The sequence below is a fragment of the Ruegeria sp. Alg231-54 genome (genome assembly GCF_900143525.1).
GTDB lineage: Bacteria > Pseudomonadota > Alphaproteobacteria > Rhodobacterales > Rhodobacteraceae > Ruegeria.
This window is the reverse complement of record NZ_FREZ01000012.1, coordinates 90,127-106,763: the sequence shown is the minus strand read 5'-3', so window position 1 is coordinate 106,763 and position 16,637 is coordinate 90,127. Positions and strand designations below refer to the sequence as shown.

The 16,637-nt window shown below is 57.8% G+C and carries 19 protein-coding genes; 17 read left to right on the top strand and 2 right to left on the bottom strand.

Annotated features, from left to right (window positions below; genetic code table 11):
• Window positions 1-18: 18 nt before the first annotated feature.
• The 16 genes from DHN12_RS18945 to DHN12_RS18870 are packed head-to-tail and all read left to right on the top strand — an operon-like array spanning window position 19 to window position 14,827.
• Window positions 19-435, top strand: coding sequence for an MAPEG family protein (locus tag DHN12_RS18945; RefSeq protein WP_108861579.1), 417 nt, complete (start codon window positions 19-21; stop codon window positions 433-435).
• Window positions 436-479: 44 nt separating this feature from the next.
• Complete coding sequence (locus DHN12_RS18940; protein WP_108861614.1) at window positions 480-824, top strand: hypothetical protein; 345 nt, start codon at window positions 480-482, stop codon at window positions 822-824.
• A complete protein-coding gene (locus DHN12_RS18935) occupies window positions 821-1,327 on the top strand; it encodes a DUF5333 domain-containing protein (protein WP_159090081.1) in 507 nt (168 codons plus the stop codon). The genes DHN12_RS18940 and DHN12_RS18935 overlap by 4 nt, the downstream gene beginning before the upstream one ends.
• Before the next feature lie 3 nt (window positions 1,328-1,330).
• Window positions 1,331-3,352, top strand: a complete 2,022-nt coding sequence (gene nuoG, locus DHN12_RS18930; protein WP_108861578.1) for an NADH-quinone oxidoreductase subunit NuoG — start codon at window positions 1,331-1,333, stop codon at window positions 3,350-3,352.
• On the top strand, window positions 3,349-3,564 hold the full coding sequence (locus tag DHN12_RS18925; RefSeq protein WP_108861577.1) for a hypothetical protein: 216 nt from the start codon (window positions 3,349-3,351) through the stop codon (window positions 3,562-3,564). Before nuoG ends, DHN12_RS18925 begins: the two co-directional genes overlap by 4 nt.
• Window positions 3,557-4,594, top strand: coding sequence for an NADH-quinone oxidoreductase subunit NuoH (nuoH, locus tag DHN12_RS18920; RefSeq protein ID WP_058274400.1), 1,038 nt, complete (start codon window positions 3,557-3,559; stop codon window positions 4,592-4,594). Before DHN12_RS18925 ends, nuoH begins: the two co-directional genes overlap by 8 nt.
• 2 nt (window positions 4,595-4,596) lie before the next feature.
• Window positions 4,597-5,091, top strand: a complete 495-nt coding sequence (gene nuoI, locus DHN12_RS18915; protein ID WP_050602762.1) for an NADH-quinone oxidoreductase subunit NuoI — start codon at window positions 4,597-4,599, stop codon at window positions 5,089-5,091.
• A complete protein-coding gene (locus DHN12_RS18910) occupies window positions 5,088-5,498 on the top strand; it encodes a carboxymuconolactone decarboxylase family protein (protein ID WP_108861576.1) in 411 nt (136 codons plus the stop codon). Before nuoI ends, DHN12_RS18910 begins: the two co-directional genes overlap by 4 nt.
• Entirely contained in the window at window positions 5,495-6,097 is a 603-nt protein-coding gene (locus DHN12_RS18905; protein WP_108861575.1) for an NADH-quinone oxidoreductase subunit J, read from the top strand. The genes DHN12_RS18910 and DHN12_RS18905 overlap by 4 nt, the downstream gene beginning before the upstream one ends.
• 3 nt (window positions 6,098-6,100) lie before the next feature.
• Window positions 6,101-6,406, top strand: a complete 306-nt coding sequence (nuoK, locus tag DHN12_RS18900) for an NADH-quinone oxidoreductase subunit NuoK (protein ID WP_108861574.1) — start codon at window positions 6,101-6,103, stop codon at window positions 6,404-6,406.
• 6 nt (window positions 6,407-6,412) lie between these two features.
• Complete coding sequence (gene nuoL, locus DHN12_RS18895; RefSeq protein ID WP_108861573.1) at window positions 6,413-8,566, top strand: NADH-quinone oxidoreductase subunit L; 2,154 nt, start codon at window positions 6,413-6,415, stop codon at window positions 8,564-8,566.
• Window positions 8,566-10,110, top strand: coding sequence for an NADH-quinone oxidoreductase subunit M (locus tag DHN12_RS18890; protein WP_108861572.1), 1,545 nt, complete (start codon window positions 8,566-8,568; stop codon window positions 10,108-10,110). Before nuoL ends, DHN12_RS18890 begins: the two co-directional genes overlap by 1 nt.
• A gap of 15 nt (window positions 10,111-10,125) precedes the next feature.
• Window positions 10,126-11,568: an NADH-quinone oxidoreductase subunit NuoN gene (gene nuoN, locus DHN12_RS18885; protein ID WP_108861571.1), complete on the top strand. Its 1,443-nt coding sequence runs from the start codon at window positions 10,126-10,128 to the stop codon at window positions 11,566-11,568.
• 54 nt (window positions 11,569-11,622) lie between these two features.
• Complete coding sequence (locus tag DHN12_RS18880) at window positions 11,623-12,372, top strand: biotin--[acetyl-CoA-carboxylase] ligase (RefSeq protein ID WP_108861570.1); 750 nt, start codon at window positions 11,623-11,625, stop codon at window positions 12,370-12,372.
• 11 nt (window positions 12,373-12,383) lie between these two features.
• Entirely contained in the window at window positions 12,384-13,163 is a 780-nt protein-coding gene (locus DHN12_RS18875) for a type III pantothenate kinase (RefSeq protein WP_058274409.1), read from the top strand.
• A complete protein-coding gene (locus tag DHN12_RS18870) occupies window positions 13,160-14,827 on the top strand; it encodes a ribonuclease J (protein WP_108861569.1) in 1,668 nt (555 codons plus the stop codon). The genes DHN12_RS18875 and DHN12_RS18870 overlap by 4 nt, the downstream gene beginning before the upstream one ends.
• A gap of 22 nt (window positions 14,828-14,849) precedes the next feature.
• On the opposite strand, the gene DHN12_RS18865 is transcribed toward DHN12_RS18870, so the two are convergent.
• Together DHN12_RS18865 and DHN12_RS18860 are read right to left on the bottom strand one after the other, a co-directional pair.
• Window positions 14,850-15,551 carry an NUDIX hydrolase gene (locus tag DHN12_RS18865; RefSeq protein ID WP_108861568.1) on the bottom strand — a complete coding sequence of 234 codons (702 nt, stop codon included), beginning with the start codon at window positions 15,549-15,551 and terminating at the stop codon, window positions 14,850-14,852.
• Between the two features lie 25 nt (window positions 15,552-15,576).
• On the bottom strand, window positions 15,577-15,975 hold the full coding sequence (locus tag DHN12_RS18860) for a DUF983 domain-containing protein (RefSeq protein ID WP_058279642.1): 399 nt from the start codon (window positions 15,973-15,975) through the stop codon (window positions 15,577-15,579).
• Between the two features lie 190 nt (window positions 15,976-16,165).
• Between DHN12_RS18860 and DHN12_RS18855 the strand changes: the two genes are divergently transcribed.
• The gene (locus DHN12_RS18855) at window positions 16,166-16,633 is read left to right on the top strand and encodes an EF-hand domain-containing protein (protein ID WP_058279674.1); all 468 of its coding nucleotides are present in this window, start codon (window positions 16,166-16,168) and stop codon (window positions 16,631-16,633) included.
• Window positions 16,634-16,637: the final 4 nt, after the last annotated feature.

The following is a 16,637-nucleotide window of genomic DNA, read 5'->3' as shown; positions in this document are numbered from 1 at the left end:
GATCAGGGAGTTGAACTAATGGAAACTTTTGCTGAGTATTCACATGCAATCGCATCCCTCGTGGTCTTTACGTTGATCATTCTGGCGCTCGCGCCGTTTTCAGCGCTGGCCAAACAGGGCAAGGGCTTGGCCCCCGGGGCAACGCCGGAACAGGACTATTCCGACAAGGCGTATCGCCTGAACCGGGCTTATCTGAACGGGACCGAGACGTTGCCAGCCTATGTCGCTGTCACGGTCGCGGCCATGTTGCTTGGGGTTAGCCCGTTCTGGGTGAACCTATTGGCATCGGTCGCTCTGATTGCGCGCATCGTCATGCTGGTTATTCACATGCGTGGTATTGGACAACCGCACAGCGGCATTCGGTCTGTATCCTACGTTGTCGGATGGGCCTGCATGGTTGTGATGGGCTTCATGGCATTGGTGGCGGCGTTCTAATGGAAAAGAAAGGTACTTATTCGTTGACTGGATTAAAATTCAGGATGGGACGTGTGGTACTGACCGCCGCCTTGGGTGCTGCGGTTTTTGTCTCGGCCTGCGGCACGTCGTCCAGTGACCGAATCCTCTTTGATGGCAAGGCCTTCCGGGCCAAGGCGAAAGCCGTCGATAAAAAGAACGCTCCGACGGATTTCACAGTTGTGGTGAACGGCGTGTCCGCGTCTTTGGATGGCGCGCGCGAAGCGGGGCGGCATGAAGGAACCAAATTCTGTATCGACGCCTTTGGAACTTCTAAAATCAACTGGAAAGTCGGACCCGACACCGAACCGCAGAATTTGCGCATCACCGACAATAAATTGACCTTTGCAGGAACCTGCCAGCGACCATGAACCGGTTTTTCGCATATCAGGGCGTGACGCAAGACGTGTTATTGAATAGCGCGCCAGCCCCGGATCGTTTTGGCCTGTCCAAGACGAAAGGATTTGTGATGTCTCGTATCAAACTGCTTACTGTGTTGTCTGTTCTGGCTATTCCGACTGCGGTCGCGGCAAAGCCGCCCTTGCGCGAAGTCAAAGAGATTGACGACGAACTCTATTACATCGCTATCGCAAACGAGATTTCGGATTACTGCCCGTCAATCAGCGGGCGCAGGCTGAAGGCGATTGGCGTGATGTGGGGGCTCAAGTCCAAAGCGAACAGTCTGGGGTATTCGGACGGCGAAATCCGAGCTTACGTAGAATCGGATGCAGAAAAGGACCGGATGCGTGCCAAAGGCGAGACGTATCTGGCCGCGAACGGTGTGTCTTATGGCAATCCCAAATCTTTCTGCACGCTAGGGCAGGCAGAGATTGAAAGAAACAGCGCCATTGGCGTGTATTTGAGGGCGAACTAGACCATGTCTGACCTCCGCAAAGTGAATATCGACGGGCAGGAAATCGAAGTCGATGGTGCGATGACGCTGATCCAGGCCTGTGAGCAGGCCGGAGTCGAGGTGCCGCGCTTTTGCTATCACGAGCGTCTGTCGATTGCCGGGAATTGCCGGATGTGTCTGGTCGAAGTTGTCGGCGGCCCGCCCAAACCTGCGGCGTCGTGTGCAATGCAGGTGCGCGATCTGCGCCCGGGACCGGAAGGTCAGCCGCCAGAGGTCAAGACGAACTCGCCCATGGTCAAGAAAGCGCGCGAAGGGGTGATGGAGTTCCTGCTTATCAACCACCCGCTGGACTGCCCGATCTGCGATCAGGGTGGCGAGTGTGACCTGCAGGATCAGGCGATGGCTTATGGTGTGTCGGGCTCACGCTTCAAGGAAGCCAAGCGCGCCGTGGACGATCTGGATCTGGGGCCGCTGGTCGGAACCGCGATGACACGCTGCATCAGCTGCACCCGTTGCGTGCGCTTTACGACCGAGGTCGCCGGGATCACACAGATGGGTCAGACCGGTCGCGGCGAAGATGCCGAGATCACGTCCTATCTGAACCAGACGTTAAACTCGAACCTGCAGGGCAATATCATTGACCTGTGCCCGGTTGGGGCGCTGACTTCGAAGCCCTACGCCTTCACTGCGCGCCCTTGGGAGCTGACCAAGACCGAGAGCATCGACGTCATGGATGCCCTGGGCTCGAACGTTCGTGTCGATACAAAAGGGCGCGAAGTCATGCGCTTTCTTCCGCGCAACCATGACGGCGTGAACGAGGAATGGATCAGCGACAAGACCAGGTTTGTCTGGGATGGCCTGCGTCGTCAGCGTCTGGACAAACCTTACGTGCGCGAAAACGGCAAGCTACGCCCGGCCTCGTGGCCCGAGGCGCTGACAAAAGTTGCCGAAGCGCTGAAAGAGGCCGAAAAGCCGGCAGGTATCGTTGGTGATCTCGCTCCGGTCGAGGCCGCGTTCGCGCTGAAGCAATTGATCGAAGGGCAGGGCGGTGTTGTTGAATGCCGAACCGATGGGGCCAAGCTGCCTGCGGGAAATCGCGGTGCCTATGCCGGGACGGCCGCGATAGAAGATATCGACACTGCCGAGCGTATTCTGCTGATCGGAACGAACCCGCGCGACGAAGCTCCGGTTTTGAACGCGCGTATCCGCAAGGCCTGGGCACATGGGACCGAGGTGGCCTTGGTTGGGCCAGCGGCCGATCTGACCTACGCGTATCACCATATGGGCGACGACCGCGCGGCGTTGCAAAAGGTCGTCGATATGGGCGGCGATGTTGAGATCAAGGGCAAAGCCTCGCTGGTCATCGTCGGGCAGGGTGCGTTGCTAGAAGCTGACGGCGCAGCTGTGCTGGCCGCTGCGCAAACGATTGCAGCCAATACCGAAAGTGGATTGCTGATCCTGCACAGCGCTGCGTCTCGCGTGGGGGCGATGGATGTGGATGCCACCAACGAAGGCGGCATGGAAGCGGTTAGTGCGGCTGACGTGATCTACAACCTCGGCGCAGATGAGGTTGAAATCGGCGAAGGGGCCTTTGTGATCTATCAGGGCAGCCATGGTGATCGTGGCGCGCACCGTGCCGATGTGATCCTTCCTGGTACCGCGTATACCGAGGAAAACGGGTTGTTCGTGAACACTGAAGGCCGCCCGCAACTGGCGATGCGTGCCGGGTTCGCCCCGGGTGAGGCGAAAGAGAATTGGGCCATCTTGCGGGCGCTGTCGGCAGAGATGGGCGCTACGTTGCCTTTCGACTCGTTGGCGCAACTGCGCACAGCGTTGATCGAAGCCGTGCCGCATCTGGCCCAAATCGACCACGTGATCGAGAATGAGGTCCAGCCGTTGGATGCTGGCCCTCTGGGTCAGGCAACGTTCCGCAATGTGATCAGGGATTTTTATCTGACCAACCCGATTGCACGGGCGTCGCAGTTGATGGCCGAGCTTTCTGCTCAGGCGCAGTCTCGGAATACCGGGAAGATTGCGGCAGAATGAACCAGACCCGTTTCATATCGCTTTCAGAAGCCAACATCGCTTGCGGTGCGGGCACCAGGGAACTGCGCATGAAACGCAATGAAAAAGGTAGCGCGATGGCTGTGGATGCTGTTTACACCTATGCGCCGACCCAACCGCAAGATGCGCAGGCACTTGGCCTGATCATCACCCGCGAAAAATTGAATACCCACGGTGTGAGGACCAATGGCTGATTTCTTTAACACCCCAGGCGGAATAGCCATCATCATTCTGGCGCAAGTGCTTGCAGTTGTTGCCTTCGTGATGATTTCGCTGTTGTTCCTTGTTTACGGCGACCGCAAGATCTGGGCCGCCGTCCAAATGCGCCGCGGCCCCAACGTGGTTGGCGTCTATGGACTGCTGCAATCGGTGGCTGACGCCCTGAAGTACGTGGTGAAAGAGGTGGTCATACCGGCGGGTGCCGACCGCACAGTGTTCATCCTCGCTCCGCTAACCTCATTCGTATTGGCGATGATCGCCTGGGCCGTGATCCCATTCAATGATGGCTGGGTGTTGTCGGATATCAATGTCGCAATCCTGTATGTCTTTGCCGTGTCTTCACTGGAAGTTTATGGCGTGATTATGGGCGGTTGGGCCTCTAACTCAAAGTACCCTTTCCTTGGATCATTGCGCTCTGCGGCTCAGATGATTTCCTATGAAGTCTCCATTGGCCTGATTATTATTGGGGTTATCATCTCAACCGGTTCCATGAACTTCGGCCACATTGTCGAGGCGCAGGATGGCCGGTTCGGTTTCTTCAGCTGGTACTGGTTGCCGCATTTCCCGATGGTTTTCTTGTTCTTCATCTCGGCGCTAGCGGAAACCAACCGTCCACCGTTCGACTTGCCCGAGGCGGAATCGGAACTGGTTGCGGGCTATCAGGTTGAATACTCGGCCACGCCTTTCCTGTTGTTCATGGCCGGTGAGTATATCGCCATCTTCCTGATGTGCGCCCTGACCACGCTACTGTTCTTCGGCGGCTGGCTGTCACCGATCCCCGGCTTGCCGGACGGAGTGCTGTGGATGGTCGCCAAGATGGCGTTCTTCTTCTTCCTCTTCGCGATGGTCAAGGCTATCACGCCCCGCTACCGCTATGACCAGCTGATGCGGTTGGGCTGGAAAGTCTTCCTGCCATTCTCGCTGGCCTGGGTGGTCTTCGTGGCCTTTGCGGCAAAATTCGACTGGTTCTGGGGCGCATTCGCCCGTTGGAGCGTAGGAGGCTGATCATGACCCAAATCGACTACACCCGCGCTGCGAAATACTTTCTGCTGCAGGACTTTTGGGTCGGCATGAAGCTGGGGTTGAAGTACTTCTTCGCGCCAAAGGCCACCATTAACTACCCGCATGAAAAAGGCCCGCTGTCTCCGCGTTTCCGCGGCGAGCACGCCCTGCGTCGTTATCCGAACGGCGAAGAACGCTGCATTGCCTGCAAACTGTGCGAGGCGATCTGCCCGGCACAAGCCATCACCATCGACGCCGAACCGCGCGAAGACGGCAGCCGACGCACCACGCGCTACGACATCGACATGACCAAGTGCATCTATTGCGGTTTTTGCCAAGAGGCCTGTCCGGTGGACGCCATCGTCGAGGGTCCGAACTTCGAATTCGCCACGGAAACTCGCGAAGAGCTGTTCTATGACAAGGAAAAGCTGCTCGACAACGGCGAACGCTGGGAAGCCGAGATCGCCCGCAATCTGGAAATGGACGCGCCGTACCGATGACTGACACGCCCCAAAATCCGTTCGACCTGATGATGAAGCAGGCGCAGGACATGGCCAAGGCGATGAACCCGGCGATGGAGAATTTCTCGCCCAAAGGGTTCGAGGCGCTGTGGCCGACCATGCCCAAAGAGGTCATGGAAATGATGTTTGGCAACACCGTCAACAAGGACGGGCTGGATGCCAAGACGCGGCTGCTGCTGACGCTGGCCGGTCTGACCTGCCAGGGCGCGCAGGCGGACGCGGCGGTGCGTCAGACCGTGCGCCACACGCTGGAAGCGGGCGCCAGGAAACAAGAGATCGTGGAAGCGATCGGTCAGATGTCGGTCTTTGCCGGCATCCCGGCCATGACCCGCGCGCTGGAATTGGCGCAAGAGGTCATGGGCGACAACGAGGATACGGATCAATGACCGTCTTTGCCTTCTACCTGTTTGCCATCAGTGCCATCACCGGCGGGCTGTTCACAGTGATCAGCCGCCAGCCGGTGCACTCGGTGCTTTGGCTGATCTTGTCGTTCCTGTCAGCAGCAGGGCTGTTCGTGCTGCTGGGGGCCGAGTTCGTGGCGATGCTGCTGATCATCGTCTATGTGGGCGCGGTGGCAGTGCTGTTCCTCTTCGTGGTGATGATGTTGGACGTGGACTTTGCCGAGCTCAAGGCCGAGATGGCGCGCTATATGCCGCTGGCCCTGCTGATCGGTCTGGTGATCCTGATGCAGTTCGTCATGGCCTTTGGGGCCTGGGACAGCGCGCAGGGTGCTGCCGCCAATCTAGCGCAACCGATCCCCGTGGACCGCCATAACACCGAAGCGCTGGGTATCATTCTTTACGATCAATACTTCCTTCTGTTCCAACTGGCGGGTCTGATCCTGCTGGTGGCCATGATCGGTGCCATTGTTCTGACTCTGCGCCACCGCAAGGACATCAAGCGTCAGGACATCGTCGGCCAGATGATGCGCGACCCGGCCAAGGCGATGGAGTTGAAGGACGTGAAACCGGGGCAGGGGCTTTAGACGATGATCGGACTTGAACACTATCTTACGGTCGCGGCGGCGCTGTTCGTCATCGGCATCTTCGGTCTCTTCCTGAACCGCAAGAACGTCATCATCCTGCTGATGAGCATCGAATTGATGCTGCTGGCGGTGAATATCAACCTTGTGGCGTTCTCAAGCTTCCTCGGCGATCTGGTCGGGCAGGTGTTTACGCTGTTCGTGCTGACCGTGGCGGCGGCCGAAGCGGCGATCGGGCTGGCCATTCTGGTCTGTTTCTTCCGCAACCGTGGCACGATCGCGGTTGAAGACGTCAATATGATGAAGGGGTAAGAGAATATGGAAACCACCATCCTCTTTGCCCCGCTGGTGGGCGCGCTGATCTGCGGGTTCGGCTGGAAGTTCATTGGCGAGAAAGCCGCCATGTGGACCGCAACGGGCCTGCTGTTCCTGGCCTGTCTGCTGTCATGGATAGTGTTCTTCTCGTTTGAAGGTGTGACCCAGCAGATCGAGATCATGCGCTGGATCGAAAGCGGATCGCTGTCGACAAGCTGGGCCGTTCGACTGGATCGTCTGACCGCGATCATGCTGATCGTGGTGACGACGGTTTCGGCGCTCGTGCACCTCTATTCCTTCGGCTACATGGATCACGATCCGCAGTGGCGCGAGGGCGAGAGCTATAAGCCGCGCTTCTTTGCCTATCTGTCGTTCTTCACCTTCGCCATGCTGATGCTGGTGACAGCGGACAATCTGGTACAGATGTTCTTTGGTTGGGAAGGTGTGGGTGTAGCCTCGTACCTGCTGATCGGGTTCTATTATCGCAAGCCCACGGCCAATGCGGCAGCGATGAAAGCATTCATCGTTAACCGGGTTGGCGACTTTGGCTTTGCTCTGGGCATCTTCGCGCTGTTCTTCCTGACCGACAGCATCAATTTCTCGGACATTTTTGCCTCGGCCCCTGCGCTGGCCGAAGAGAAGTTGCACTTCCTTTGGGGCGAGTGGACCGCAATCGAGGTGATCTGTGTCCTGCTGTTCATCGGCGCGATGGGCAAATCGGCGCAGCTGATCCTGCACACTTGGTTGCCAGACGCGATGGAAGGCCCGACGCCTGTGTCGGCGCTGATCCACGCCGCAACCATGGTGACCGCTGGTGTGTTCCTGATTTGCCGGATGTCGCCATTGATGGAATTTGCGCCGGGTGCCACCGGGTTCATCACCTTCCTTGGGGCCTCGACCGCGTTTTTTGCTGCAACCGTTGGCCTGGTTCAGACCGACATCAAGCGCGTCATTGCCTATTCGACCTGTTCTCAGTTGGGCTACATGTTCGTGGCCGCGGGTGTTGGCATGTATTCGGCAGCGATGTTCCACTTGCTGACGCACGCATTCTTCAAGGCGCTGTTGTTCCTTGGCGCAGGTTCAGTGATCCACGCGATGCATCACGAGCAGGAGATGACCGAATACGGCGGCCTGCGGAAGAAGATCCCCTATACATTCTGGGCGATGATGATCGGCACCCTGGCGATTACAGGCGTCGGCATCCCGCTGACCCAAATTGGGTTCGCCGGGTTCCTGTCCAAGGATGCCATCATCGAAAGCGCTTTTGCCGGTGGCACCGGATATGCCTTCTGGATGCTGGTGATCGCGGCGGCGTTCACGTCATTTTACAGCTGGCGTCTGATTTTCCTGACCTTTTATGGCGAAGAGCGTGGCGACAAGCATACGCATGAGCACGCGCATGAAAGTCCGATGACCATGCTGGTGCCGCTGGGTGTTCTGTCCTTAGGTGCGGTGTTTGCCGGGATGATCTGGTATGGCAGCTTCTTTGGTCACACAGACAAGGTCGGCAAGTTCTACGGTATACCGGTGGCTGAGGCGTCTGAGCATGCTGAGACCGGTGATCACGGTGCAGCCGATACGACCCATGGTGACGATACGCATGCGGATGAGGCGAACGCGGATGAAAGCCATGGAGATGACGCCGGGCACGAAGAAAAAGCGGCTCACGGCGACGACCACCATTACGTGTTCGCGGGTGAGCCGGGCGAGGGCGCGATTTACATCGCGCCGGATAACCATGTTCTGGACGATGCGCATGCTGCCCCCAAGTGGGTCAAGGTTTCGCCCTTTGTTGCTATGGCTTTGGGCTTTATCGTGGCCTATTGGTTCTACATCGTGAACACGTCGCTGCCGGCGCGTTTGGCGCAGAACCAACGTCCTCTGTACCTGTTCCTTCTGAACAAGTGGTACTTTGACGAAATCTATGATGCTGTCTTCGTCAAACCCACCATCGCCCTTGGCCGGTTCCTGTGGAAACGGGGTGATGGCAACACCATTGACGGTTTCCTCAACGGAGTGGCCTTGGGTGTTGTACCCTTCTTTACCCGCCTCGCTGGCAAGGCGCAGACGGGCTACATCTTTACTTACGCCTTCTGGATGGTTCTGGGTATCGCTGCCCTTGTAACCTGGATTTCGATCGGCGGAGGCGCACACTAATGGATAATATCCTCTCCATCGTCACATTCATCCCCGCTGTGGCAGCAGGCATTCTGGCCCTGTTCCTGCATGGCGAGGACTCGGCCGCACAGCGCAATGCCAAATGGGTCGCACTGGTGGCAACCACGGTGACGTTCCTGGTCTCGATCGGCATCTATACGGGGTTTGATCCGTCCAACACCGGCTTCCAGATGGTGGAAGAAGGCGAATGGCTGCTGGGTCTGAAATACAAGATGGGCGTGGACGGTATCAGCGTTCTGTTTGTCTTGTTGACCACCTTCATCATGCCCCTGACCATTCTGGCCAGCTGGCACGTCACGGACCGCGTCAAGGAATACATGATCGCCTTCCTGCTTCTGGAGACGCTGATGCTGGGCGTCTTCATGGCGCTGGATCTGGTCCTGTTCTATCTGTTTTTTGAGGCAGGTCTGATCCCGATGTTCCTGATCATCGGCATCTGGGGCGGCAAAGAACGCATTTACGCCAGCTTCAAGTTCTTCCTCTATACCTTCCTTGGATCAGTGCTGATGCTGGTGGCGATGGTCGCGATGTATGCGGATGCGGGCACTACAGATATCGAAGCACTGATGAGCCATCACTTCTCGTCCGAAGGGTTCAGCGTGCTTGGCATCTATATTGTCGGCGGCATGCAGACACTGATGTTCTTGGCATTCTTCGCCTCTTTTGCCGTGAAGATGCCGATGTGGCCAGTACACACCTGGCTGCCGGATGCGCACGTTCAGGCGCCGACCGCCGGGTCGGTCGTTCTTGCGGCGATCCTGTTGAAGATGGGCGGCTATGGCTTCTTGCGGTTCAGCCTGCCGATGTTCCCCGTGGGCTCGGCAGTAATGACCGATGTAGTGTTGTGGATGTCGGCGATTGCCGTTGTCTACACCTCGCTGGTGGCGCTGGTGCAGGAAGATATGAAAAAGCTGATCGCGTATTCCTCGGTCGCGCATATGGGTTTTGTGACCATGGGTATTTTTGCGGCGAACCAGCAGGGGATCGACGGTGCGATCTTCCAGATGCTCAGCCACGGGTTCATCTCGGCTGCGCTCTTCCTGTGTGTTGGCGTGATCTATGACCGGATGCATACTCGCGACATCGAGGCTTATGGCGGTCTGGTCATTCGCATGCCAGCCTATGCGCTGGTCTTCATGTTGTTCACGATGGCCAATGTAGGTCTGCCTGGCACCAGTGGTTTCATCGGAGAATTCCTGACGCTAATGGGCACCTTCCAGGTCAACACATGGGTGACGGCTTTGGCGGCCTCTGGCGTAATCTTCTCGGCTGCTTATGCGCTATGGCTGTACCGTCGCGTCGTGTTTGGTGATCTGATCAAGGAAAGCCTCAAGGCGATGACGGATATGAGCTCGCGCGAGCGGCTGATCTTTGCGCCGCTGATTGTGATGACCATCTTGCTGGGCGTCTACCCGTCGCTGGTGACCGATGTAATCGGCAACTCGACCGCCGCGCTGATTTCGAACTATGACATGGCTCTGGCCGCGGCTGAGGCCGCGACCCAGTCAGCCGCATCGCATTAAGGGGGCTTTGGAGACATGATCCAGGCTGATCTGACGATAATCCTGCCAGAGATTGTTCTGGCCGTATATGCGATGGCGGCGCTGTTGGTAGCTGTCTACACGACGAAAGACGGGCTGGCACCTTTGCTGGTCTGGACAACCGCTGGGTTGATGGCGTTGCTGGCGATTTGGATCGCGACCAACGGCGATGGTACCAATGTCGCGTTCAATGGCATGTTTGTCGATGACGGGTTCGCAAGATTCTCGAAGGTGGCGATCCTGCTATCAGCGGCTGCCATTCTGGTGATGAGTCAGGAATATATGGCGCGTCGCGATCTGCTGCGGTTCGAATTCCCTCTGTTGGTTGCGTTGGCCGCTGTCGGTATGATGATGATGGTCAGCGCTGGCGATCTGATGTCGCTTTATATGGGGCTGGAACTGCAATCACTGTCGCTGTACGTCGTGGCCGCGCTGCGCCGAGATAGTGCCAAATCGACCGAGGCCGGTTTGAAGTACTTCGTGCTTGGTGCGCTGAGTTCGGGCTTGCTGCTGTACGGCGCCTCGCTGGTTTACGGGTTCACAGGCACCACGCTGTTCTCGGGTATCATCCAAACGGTTCAGGATGGTGAAATTTCGGTTGGCCTGCTGTTTGGTCTGGTGTTCCTGATCTCAGGCCTGGCGTTCAAAGTGTCCGCCGTGCCATTCCACATGTGGACACCGGACGTGTATGAAGGCTCGCCCACGCCAATCACTGCCTTCTTTGCCACAGCGCCGAAAGTGGCTGCCATGGCCCTGTTCGCACGCGTGATGCACGACGCTTTTGGTGGTGTGATCAAGGACTGGCAACAGGTGATTGTCCTGCTCTCCGTTCTGTCGATGCTGCTGGGCGCTGTCGCGGCGATTGGCCAGCGCGATATCAAGCGGCTGATGGCGTTCTCGTCGATTGCCCATATGGGTTATGCGCTGATCGGACTGGCTGCAGGGACCGAATTGGGCATCAAGGCTATGCTGATGTATCTGGCCATCTATGTGACGATGAATATCGGCACGTTCGCTTTCATCCTGATGATGGAGCGGGACGGCAAACCGGTCACGGACATCGACGCCCTACGCCAATATTCCAAACGCGAACCGGGCAAGGCGCTAGCGGTGCTGATCCTGATGTTCAGCCTTGCAGGCGTGCCGCCGATGCTGGGCTTTTTCGCCAAGTTCGGTGTCTGGCAAGCCGGCGTAAGCGCGGGTCTGACCGGGCTGGTGATCGCCTCAGCCATCGCCTCGGTCATCGGCGCGTTTTATTATCTGCGGATCGTCTTCTACATGTATTTCGGGGCCGAAAACGAGGACCCGATCGAGACGCATTCTTCGCCAGTTCTGTGGGTCGCTTTGATGGGCTCTGCCGCTTTGATGCTGGTGGGCGTGTTCTATCAGTTCGGTATTGAAGGCGCAGCAGCTGCTGCTGCGGCTACTCTTGTCAATTGATCGGCGTAACACATCAAACTTGGGGGCTCGGTCAGCGGACCGGGCCTTTTTGACATGACGGACTGGCCACAGGGATACGGCCTGCACGTGCTGCAAGAGGTCGACAGCACCTTGAACGAGGCCACCCGCATGGCCCCGACTACAACAGGGCCGGTTTGGATCATGGCGCATCACCAAACGGCCGCGCGTGGGCGGCGGGGTCGGGCGTGGGTCAATCCCAAAGGAAATCTGGCCGCGACCCTTTTGATGCGGCCACAGGGAAATCCGGAACAGGCCGCACTGCGCAGCTTTGTGGCTGCGCTGGCGCTGTTTGACGCCTGCGTTGCAGTGACCGGTCGGGCGACAGGCTTGTCTCTCAAATGGCCCAACGACGTATTGCTGAACGGCGGAAAGCTGGCGGGTATCCTGTTGGAAAGCACGGGGCAGGGGCGCAGTGTTTCACACCTGTCCATCGGCATCGGCGTGAACCTGTCTGAGTCACCCGGAGCAGATCGGGTTGAATCCGGTGCCGTCCGACCGGTTTCCCTATTGTCCGAAGCCGGAGCCAACGTAACGCCCGAGGATTTCCTGACCGAACTTGCTGTCGCCTATGCCGGATACGAAAGTCAATTCGTGAATTACGGGTTCGAACCGATCCGGACCGCGTGGTTGGCCCGGGCTGCCAAGTTGGGTGAGGTCATCACCGCCCGTACCGCAGCGTCGGAAACGGTTGGAACCTTTGAAACGGTGGACGCAGGGGGCAACCTTGTCCTAAACACCGCCAAAGGCCGCGTCAGTATTCCGGCGGCGGATGTGTTTTTCTGAAGGAGGCTCAGATGCTTCTGGCTATCGACTGCGGTAACACAAACACTGTGTTCTCGATCTGGGACGGTGAAAGGTTTCTTTGCACCTTGCGCACATCGACCCACCACGCGCGCACGGCTGATGCTTACTTCACGTGGTATTCGACGCTGGTGAAACACTATGGGATCGAGGCTGAAATTACTGATGTGATCATAGCCTCGACCGTGCCTCGGGTTGTGTTCAACCTGCGGGTCTTTGCTGATCGGTTCTTTGGATGTCGGCCGCTTGTCGTGGGCAAGCCCGATTGTCTGTTGCCGATGAATCCGCGTGTTGACGAGGGCACAGTGCCCGGCCCGGATCGTCTGGCCAACGCGGTGGCTGCGTTTGACCGGCATGGCGGCAACGTGGTTGTTGTGGATTTTGGCACGGCGACGAACTTTGACGTGGTTGCGGCGGATGGGGCCTATGTCGGCGGGATCATTGCGCCGGGCGTAAACCTCAGCCTCGAGGCGTTGCACCAGGGCGCGGCTGCCCTGCCGCATATCGATATCACCCGCCCTGAAAATGTGATTGGCACGAATACGGTTGGCTGTATCCAATCCGGCGTGTATTGGGGCTATTCCGGATTGATCGAGGGGCTGATTTCCCGGATCAAGGCGGAATACGGAATGCCGATGAAAGTCGTTGGAACCGGTGGGCTCGCGCCGCTGTTCGATCAGGCGGACGTGGGGTTTGACGCAATCGAAGATGATCTGACGATGCACGGACTTACCGTGATACATCGCTATAACAAGGACAATGGCTCGACATGAGCAGCGAAAGATTGATCTACCTACCGCTGGGTGGCGCCGGCGAAATTGGCATGAATGCCTATGTCTACGGCTATGGCAAACCCGGTCAGGAACGGCTGATCCTTGTGGATCTGGGCGTGACATTTCCGGACATGGACACCACCCCGGGCGTTGACCTGATCCATGCCGACATCTCGTGGCTGCGCGAACGTGCCGACCGGCTAGGAGCCGTGTTCGTTACCCACGCACACGAGGACCACGTGGGCGCTGTGGCGCATTGTTATGAGGCGCTGGGTGCACCTGTCTTCGCACGGGCCTTCACCGCCAACATCGCGCGCCGCAAGATGGAAGAGCACGGATACCCCGAGGATGCCGTACATACTGCATCGGCCTGGCCCGAACAGATTTCCGTTGGTCCGTTCAAGGTAGGTTTCCTGCCGGTCTCGCATTCGATCCCCGAAAGCGCTGCCCTGGTGATCGACACGCCCGAGGGGCGGATCGTACATACCGGCGACTTCAAGCTGGATGAAAATCCGATCGTTGGTGAACCTTTTGACCCCAATCTCTGGGCTGAGGTTGCCAAGTCTGGCGTCAAAGCGCTGGTGTGTGACAGCACGAACGTGTTTTCCCCCCATGCGGGCCGCTCGGAGTCCGAGGTCGGTCCCGAGATCACCAGGCTGGTTGAAGAAGCCAGCGGTATGGTTGTCGCCACCACTTTTGCGTCGAATGTCGCACGGGTTAAGACGCTGGCCGAGGCAGGTGAACGGGCGGGGCGCTCGGTCGTTCTGCTGGGTCGCGCGATGCGCCGGATGATTGAAGCCGCGACTGAAACGGGCATTCTGACCAGCTTTCCACGCGTCGTCAGCGCCGAAGAGGCTGTGGACATGCCGCGCCAGAACCTGATGCTGATCGTCACCGGCAGCCAGGGAGAACGCCGCGCGGCCAGCGCACAACTTGCGCGGGGCAAATACCGCGGGTTGGAACTGAAAGAGGGCGATCTGTTTCTCTTCTCGTCCAAAACCATCCCAGGCAACGAGCGTGGCGTGATTTTCATCATGAATCAGCTCAGTGAAAAGGGCGTGGATGTGGTCGATGACAGTGCGGGCCTGTATCACGTGTCCGGCCACGCCAACCGTCCGGATCTTGAGAAAGTACACGGGCTGGTCGATCCGCAGATGATCATTCCGATGCACGGTGAACATCGTCACCTGCGCGAGCATGCCAAACTGGCCGAAGCTGGTGGGCGTACCGGTATTCTGGCCGTAAACGGCACCATGCTGGATCTGACAGGGAATGCGCCACGGGTTGTCGACTATGTCGAAACCGGTCGGACCTACCTGGACGGCACGGTCAAAGTTGGCGCCCTGGATGGGGTGGTGCGTGACCGGATTCGTATGGCGCTGAACGGGCACGTCACGGTCACGGTCATTCTGGACGAAGAGGACGAACCATTGGGTGAGCCATGGTGCGACACGATGGGCCTGTCCGAGATTGGATCGTCCCGTGCCGCATTGGTTGAAGTTCTGGAAGAAGACCTGAATCAGTTCCTGATGCGGGCCGATGCCAAGACCCTGCGCGATGATGACAAACTGGAAGAGGCAATACGCCGGATCGTTCGCCAAACAGCAAAGACCGAGATTGGGAAAAAGCCCGAAGTCACCACGGTAATCAGCCGCATGAAATAACGTGTCTGAGGGCCACCGGCCCTCAGTCTGCTTCTGGCATGGGATAACCGCGAAGTTTGAGGAAAAGGCTTTCCTCCTCACTGTTCAGAAAGAACGGAACAGTTTCAGGTGGCGTTGGGTCTGTCACCCGAGCGGCGATTTCGGCCAGCACGACTTCTGTAATGAACGGCAGGTCGAATTCGCGCGCCCGGTCCAGCGGCACCCATTGCAGATGTGACAGCTCGTCCGAGGCGTGGCTGAAATCATCCAGATCGCCCTGTATTGCGGCGGCGTCTACCAGGAAAAAGCGTGCATCGAACCGGCGGGGTCGCCCAGGCGGGGTGACGGCACGAAAAACGAACTGAAGTGCTTGTGCCGATGGGCGGTATCCCATCTGCGCAAATGTCGCCCAATCTTCGGTCCGCGGGCCCGCCCAATCACCTGGTTGGCCCAAAATCAGTCCGGTTTCTTCCCAAAGCTCTCGGATCGCCGCCGCCGCCAAGGCATTTTGCAGCCCGGCTTGTGACCGCTCCGCAAGGCGATCACAGCACACAGCGGGCAGATCTGTTGACAGTGCAACATCTGCATCAGACGCATCGACAGCGCCGCCTGGAAAGACAAATTTGTTGGGCATGAACGCGGCTTTTGCACCGCGTTGCCCCATCAGGATGGATGGATTGGTCAGACGATCCCGCAAAACGATGACTGTCGCCGCGTCGCGTATGGCTTTTTTGTCCACCGTCATCCGTTGCTCAACTTGCGGTCCAAGATCACGCGGACTGGCCAAAGCCGTGCATGCGACGAGCCCATTGATAGGCGACAACTGCCCCTTTCAATCGTGGCAGCAGGAATAGTGACAGGGCAGTACAGCCAATTGCCAAAACCAGGAACATCGTCAGGGGCTCTGGGCGCCAATGGACATAAGATAAGTGCAGCGCCGGTGCCAGCAGGTGACCCACCAGAAGAATGGTCAGATAGGCCGGCCCGTCATCGGCGCGATGGTGAAACAGCTCTTGTCCGCAATTTGAACATTCGTTGTTAACCTTGAGGTAGCTGTGCAGCAGTTTGCCTTCGCCGCAATTTGGGCAACGGCAACGGAACCCTTTGACCAGTGCTGGCTTTGTCGGGCGGTCTTCTACATCGTGGGTTTCGATCGTCTGATCTGTCATGTTGATACTCGCGCGTTCCAATGATGAGGATATAACGCTTGTTTGCAGCTTCGGGAAAGGGGGTGCGTCGCTTTGCATCGCTAAGACGTTTCTAAAAAAGTTTCTCTTCCTGCGACGGAATGGGATGCCTGTCCCGTTTGAACCTATGTAAGCAGCGGCAATGGCGCCGCGAAAACAAGGGAAAAACGTTATGAAAAGCGCCAAATTCATTCCGGCAATCATTGTGTCAGCACTGGCAATCACTGGCACATCTGTTTTCGCCGCAGGCGGTAAAGATCGCGAACCTGTGACCTTTCAACAGCTCGATGCGAACGGTGACGGGCAGGTGACCAAGGAAGAAATGCAGGCTCATCGGAATCAGCGTTTCACCAATGCCGACACCGATGGCGATGGCCAGCTGAGCGTCGAAGAGATGCAGGCAGCAGGTCAAAAGAAGGCCAACGACCGTGTTACTAAGATGTTTGAACGCAACGATGCCAACAAGGACGGTTTTCTGAGCGAGGACGAGTTGCCCAAGCCGCGCCGTGCTGACAAGATGTTTGACCGGATCGACGCGAACGAGGACGGCGCTATCTCGGAAGAGGAATTTGCCGATGCAAAAGACAGAATGGGAAAGCGCCACAAGAAACATGGGAAAGCGGACTCTGACGACAGCTGATGCG

What these genes read in the sequence shown, in the direction of transcription:
- DHN12_RS18910 (WP_108861576.1), top strand. Translation starts at nt 5,088, where the DNA reads ATGACTGACACGCCCCAAAATCCGTTCGACCTGATGATGAAGCAGGCG.
- nuoL (WP_108861573.1), top strand. Translation starts at nt 6,413, where the DNA reads ATGGAAACCACCATCCTCTTTGCCCCGCTGGTGGGCGCGCTGATCTGC.
- DHN12_RS18865 (WP_108861568.1), bottom strand. Translation starts at nt 15,551, where the DNA reads ATGACGGTGGACAAAAAAGCCATACGCGACGCGGCGACAGTCATCGTT.
- DHN12_RS18870 (WP_108861569.1), top strand. Translation starts at nt 13,160, where the DNA reads ATGAGCAGCGAAAGATTGATCTACCTACCGCTGGGTGGCGCCGGCGAA.
- DHN12_RS18940 (WP_108861614.1), top strand. Translation starts at nt 480, where the DNA reads ATGGGACGTGTGGTACTGACCGCCGCCTTGGGTGCTGCGGTTTTTGTC.
- DHN12_RS18905 (WP_108861575.1), top strand. Translation starts at nt 5,495, where the DNA reads ATGACCGTCTTTGCCTTCTACCTGTTTGCCATCAGTGCCATCACCGGC.
- DHN12_RS18925 (WP_108861577.1), top strand. Translation starts at nt 3,349, where the DNA reads ATGAACCAGACCCGTTTCATATCGCTTTCAGAAGCCAACATCGCTTGC.
- DHN12_RS18880 (WP_108861570.1), top strand. Translation starts at nt 11,623, where the DNA reads ATGACGGACTGGCCACAGGGATACGGCCTGCACGTGCTGCAAGAGGTC.
- DHN12_RS18875 (WP_058274409.1), top strand. Translation starts at nt 12,384, where the DNA reads ATGCTTCTGGCTATCGACTGCGGTAACACAAACACTGTGTTCTCGATC.
- nuoN (WP_108861571.1), top strand. Translation starts at nt 10,126, where the DNA reads ATGATCCAGGCTGATCTGACGATAATCCTGCCAGAGATTGTTCTGGCC.
- nuoH (WP_058274400.1), top strand. Translation starts at nt 3,557, where the DNA reads ATGGCTGATTTCTTTAACACCCCAGGCGGAATAGCCATCATCATTCTG.
- nuoG (WP_108861578.1), top strand. Translation starts at nt 1,331, where the DNA reads ATGTCTGACCTCCGCAAAGTGAATATCGACGGGCAGGAAATCGAAGTC.
- nuoI (WP_050602762.1), top strand. Translation starts at nt 4,597, where the DNA reads ATGACCCAAATCGACTACACCCGCGCTGCGAAATACTTTCTGCTGCAG.
- DHN12_RS18935 (WP_159090081.1), top strand. Translation starts at nt 821, where the DNA reads ATGAACCGGTTTTTCGCATATCAGGGCGTGACGCAAGACGTGTTATTG.
- DHN12_RS18945 (WP_108861579.1), top strand. Translation starts at nt 19, where the DNA reads ATGGAAACTTTTGCTGAGTATTCACATGCAATCGCATCCCTCGTGGTC.
- DHN12_RS18855 (WP_058279674.1), top strand. Translation starts at nt 16,166, where the DNA reads ATGAAAAGCGCCAAATTCATTCCGGCAATCATTGTGTCAGCACTGGCA.
- nuoK (WP_108861574.1), top strand. Translation starts at nt 6,101, where the DNA reads ATGATCGGACTTGAACACTATCTTACGGTCGCGGCGGCGCTGTTCGTC.
- DHN12_RS18860 (WP_058279642.1), bottom strand. Translation starts at nt 15,975, where the DNA reads ATGACAGATCAGACGATCGAAACCCACGATGTAGAAGACCGCCCGACA.
- DHN12_RS18890 (WP_108861572.1), top strand. Translation starts at nt 8,566, where the DNA reads ATGGATAATATCCTCTCCATCGTCACATTCATCCCCGCTGTGGCAGCA.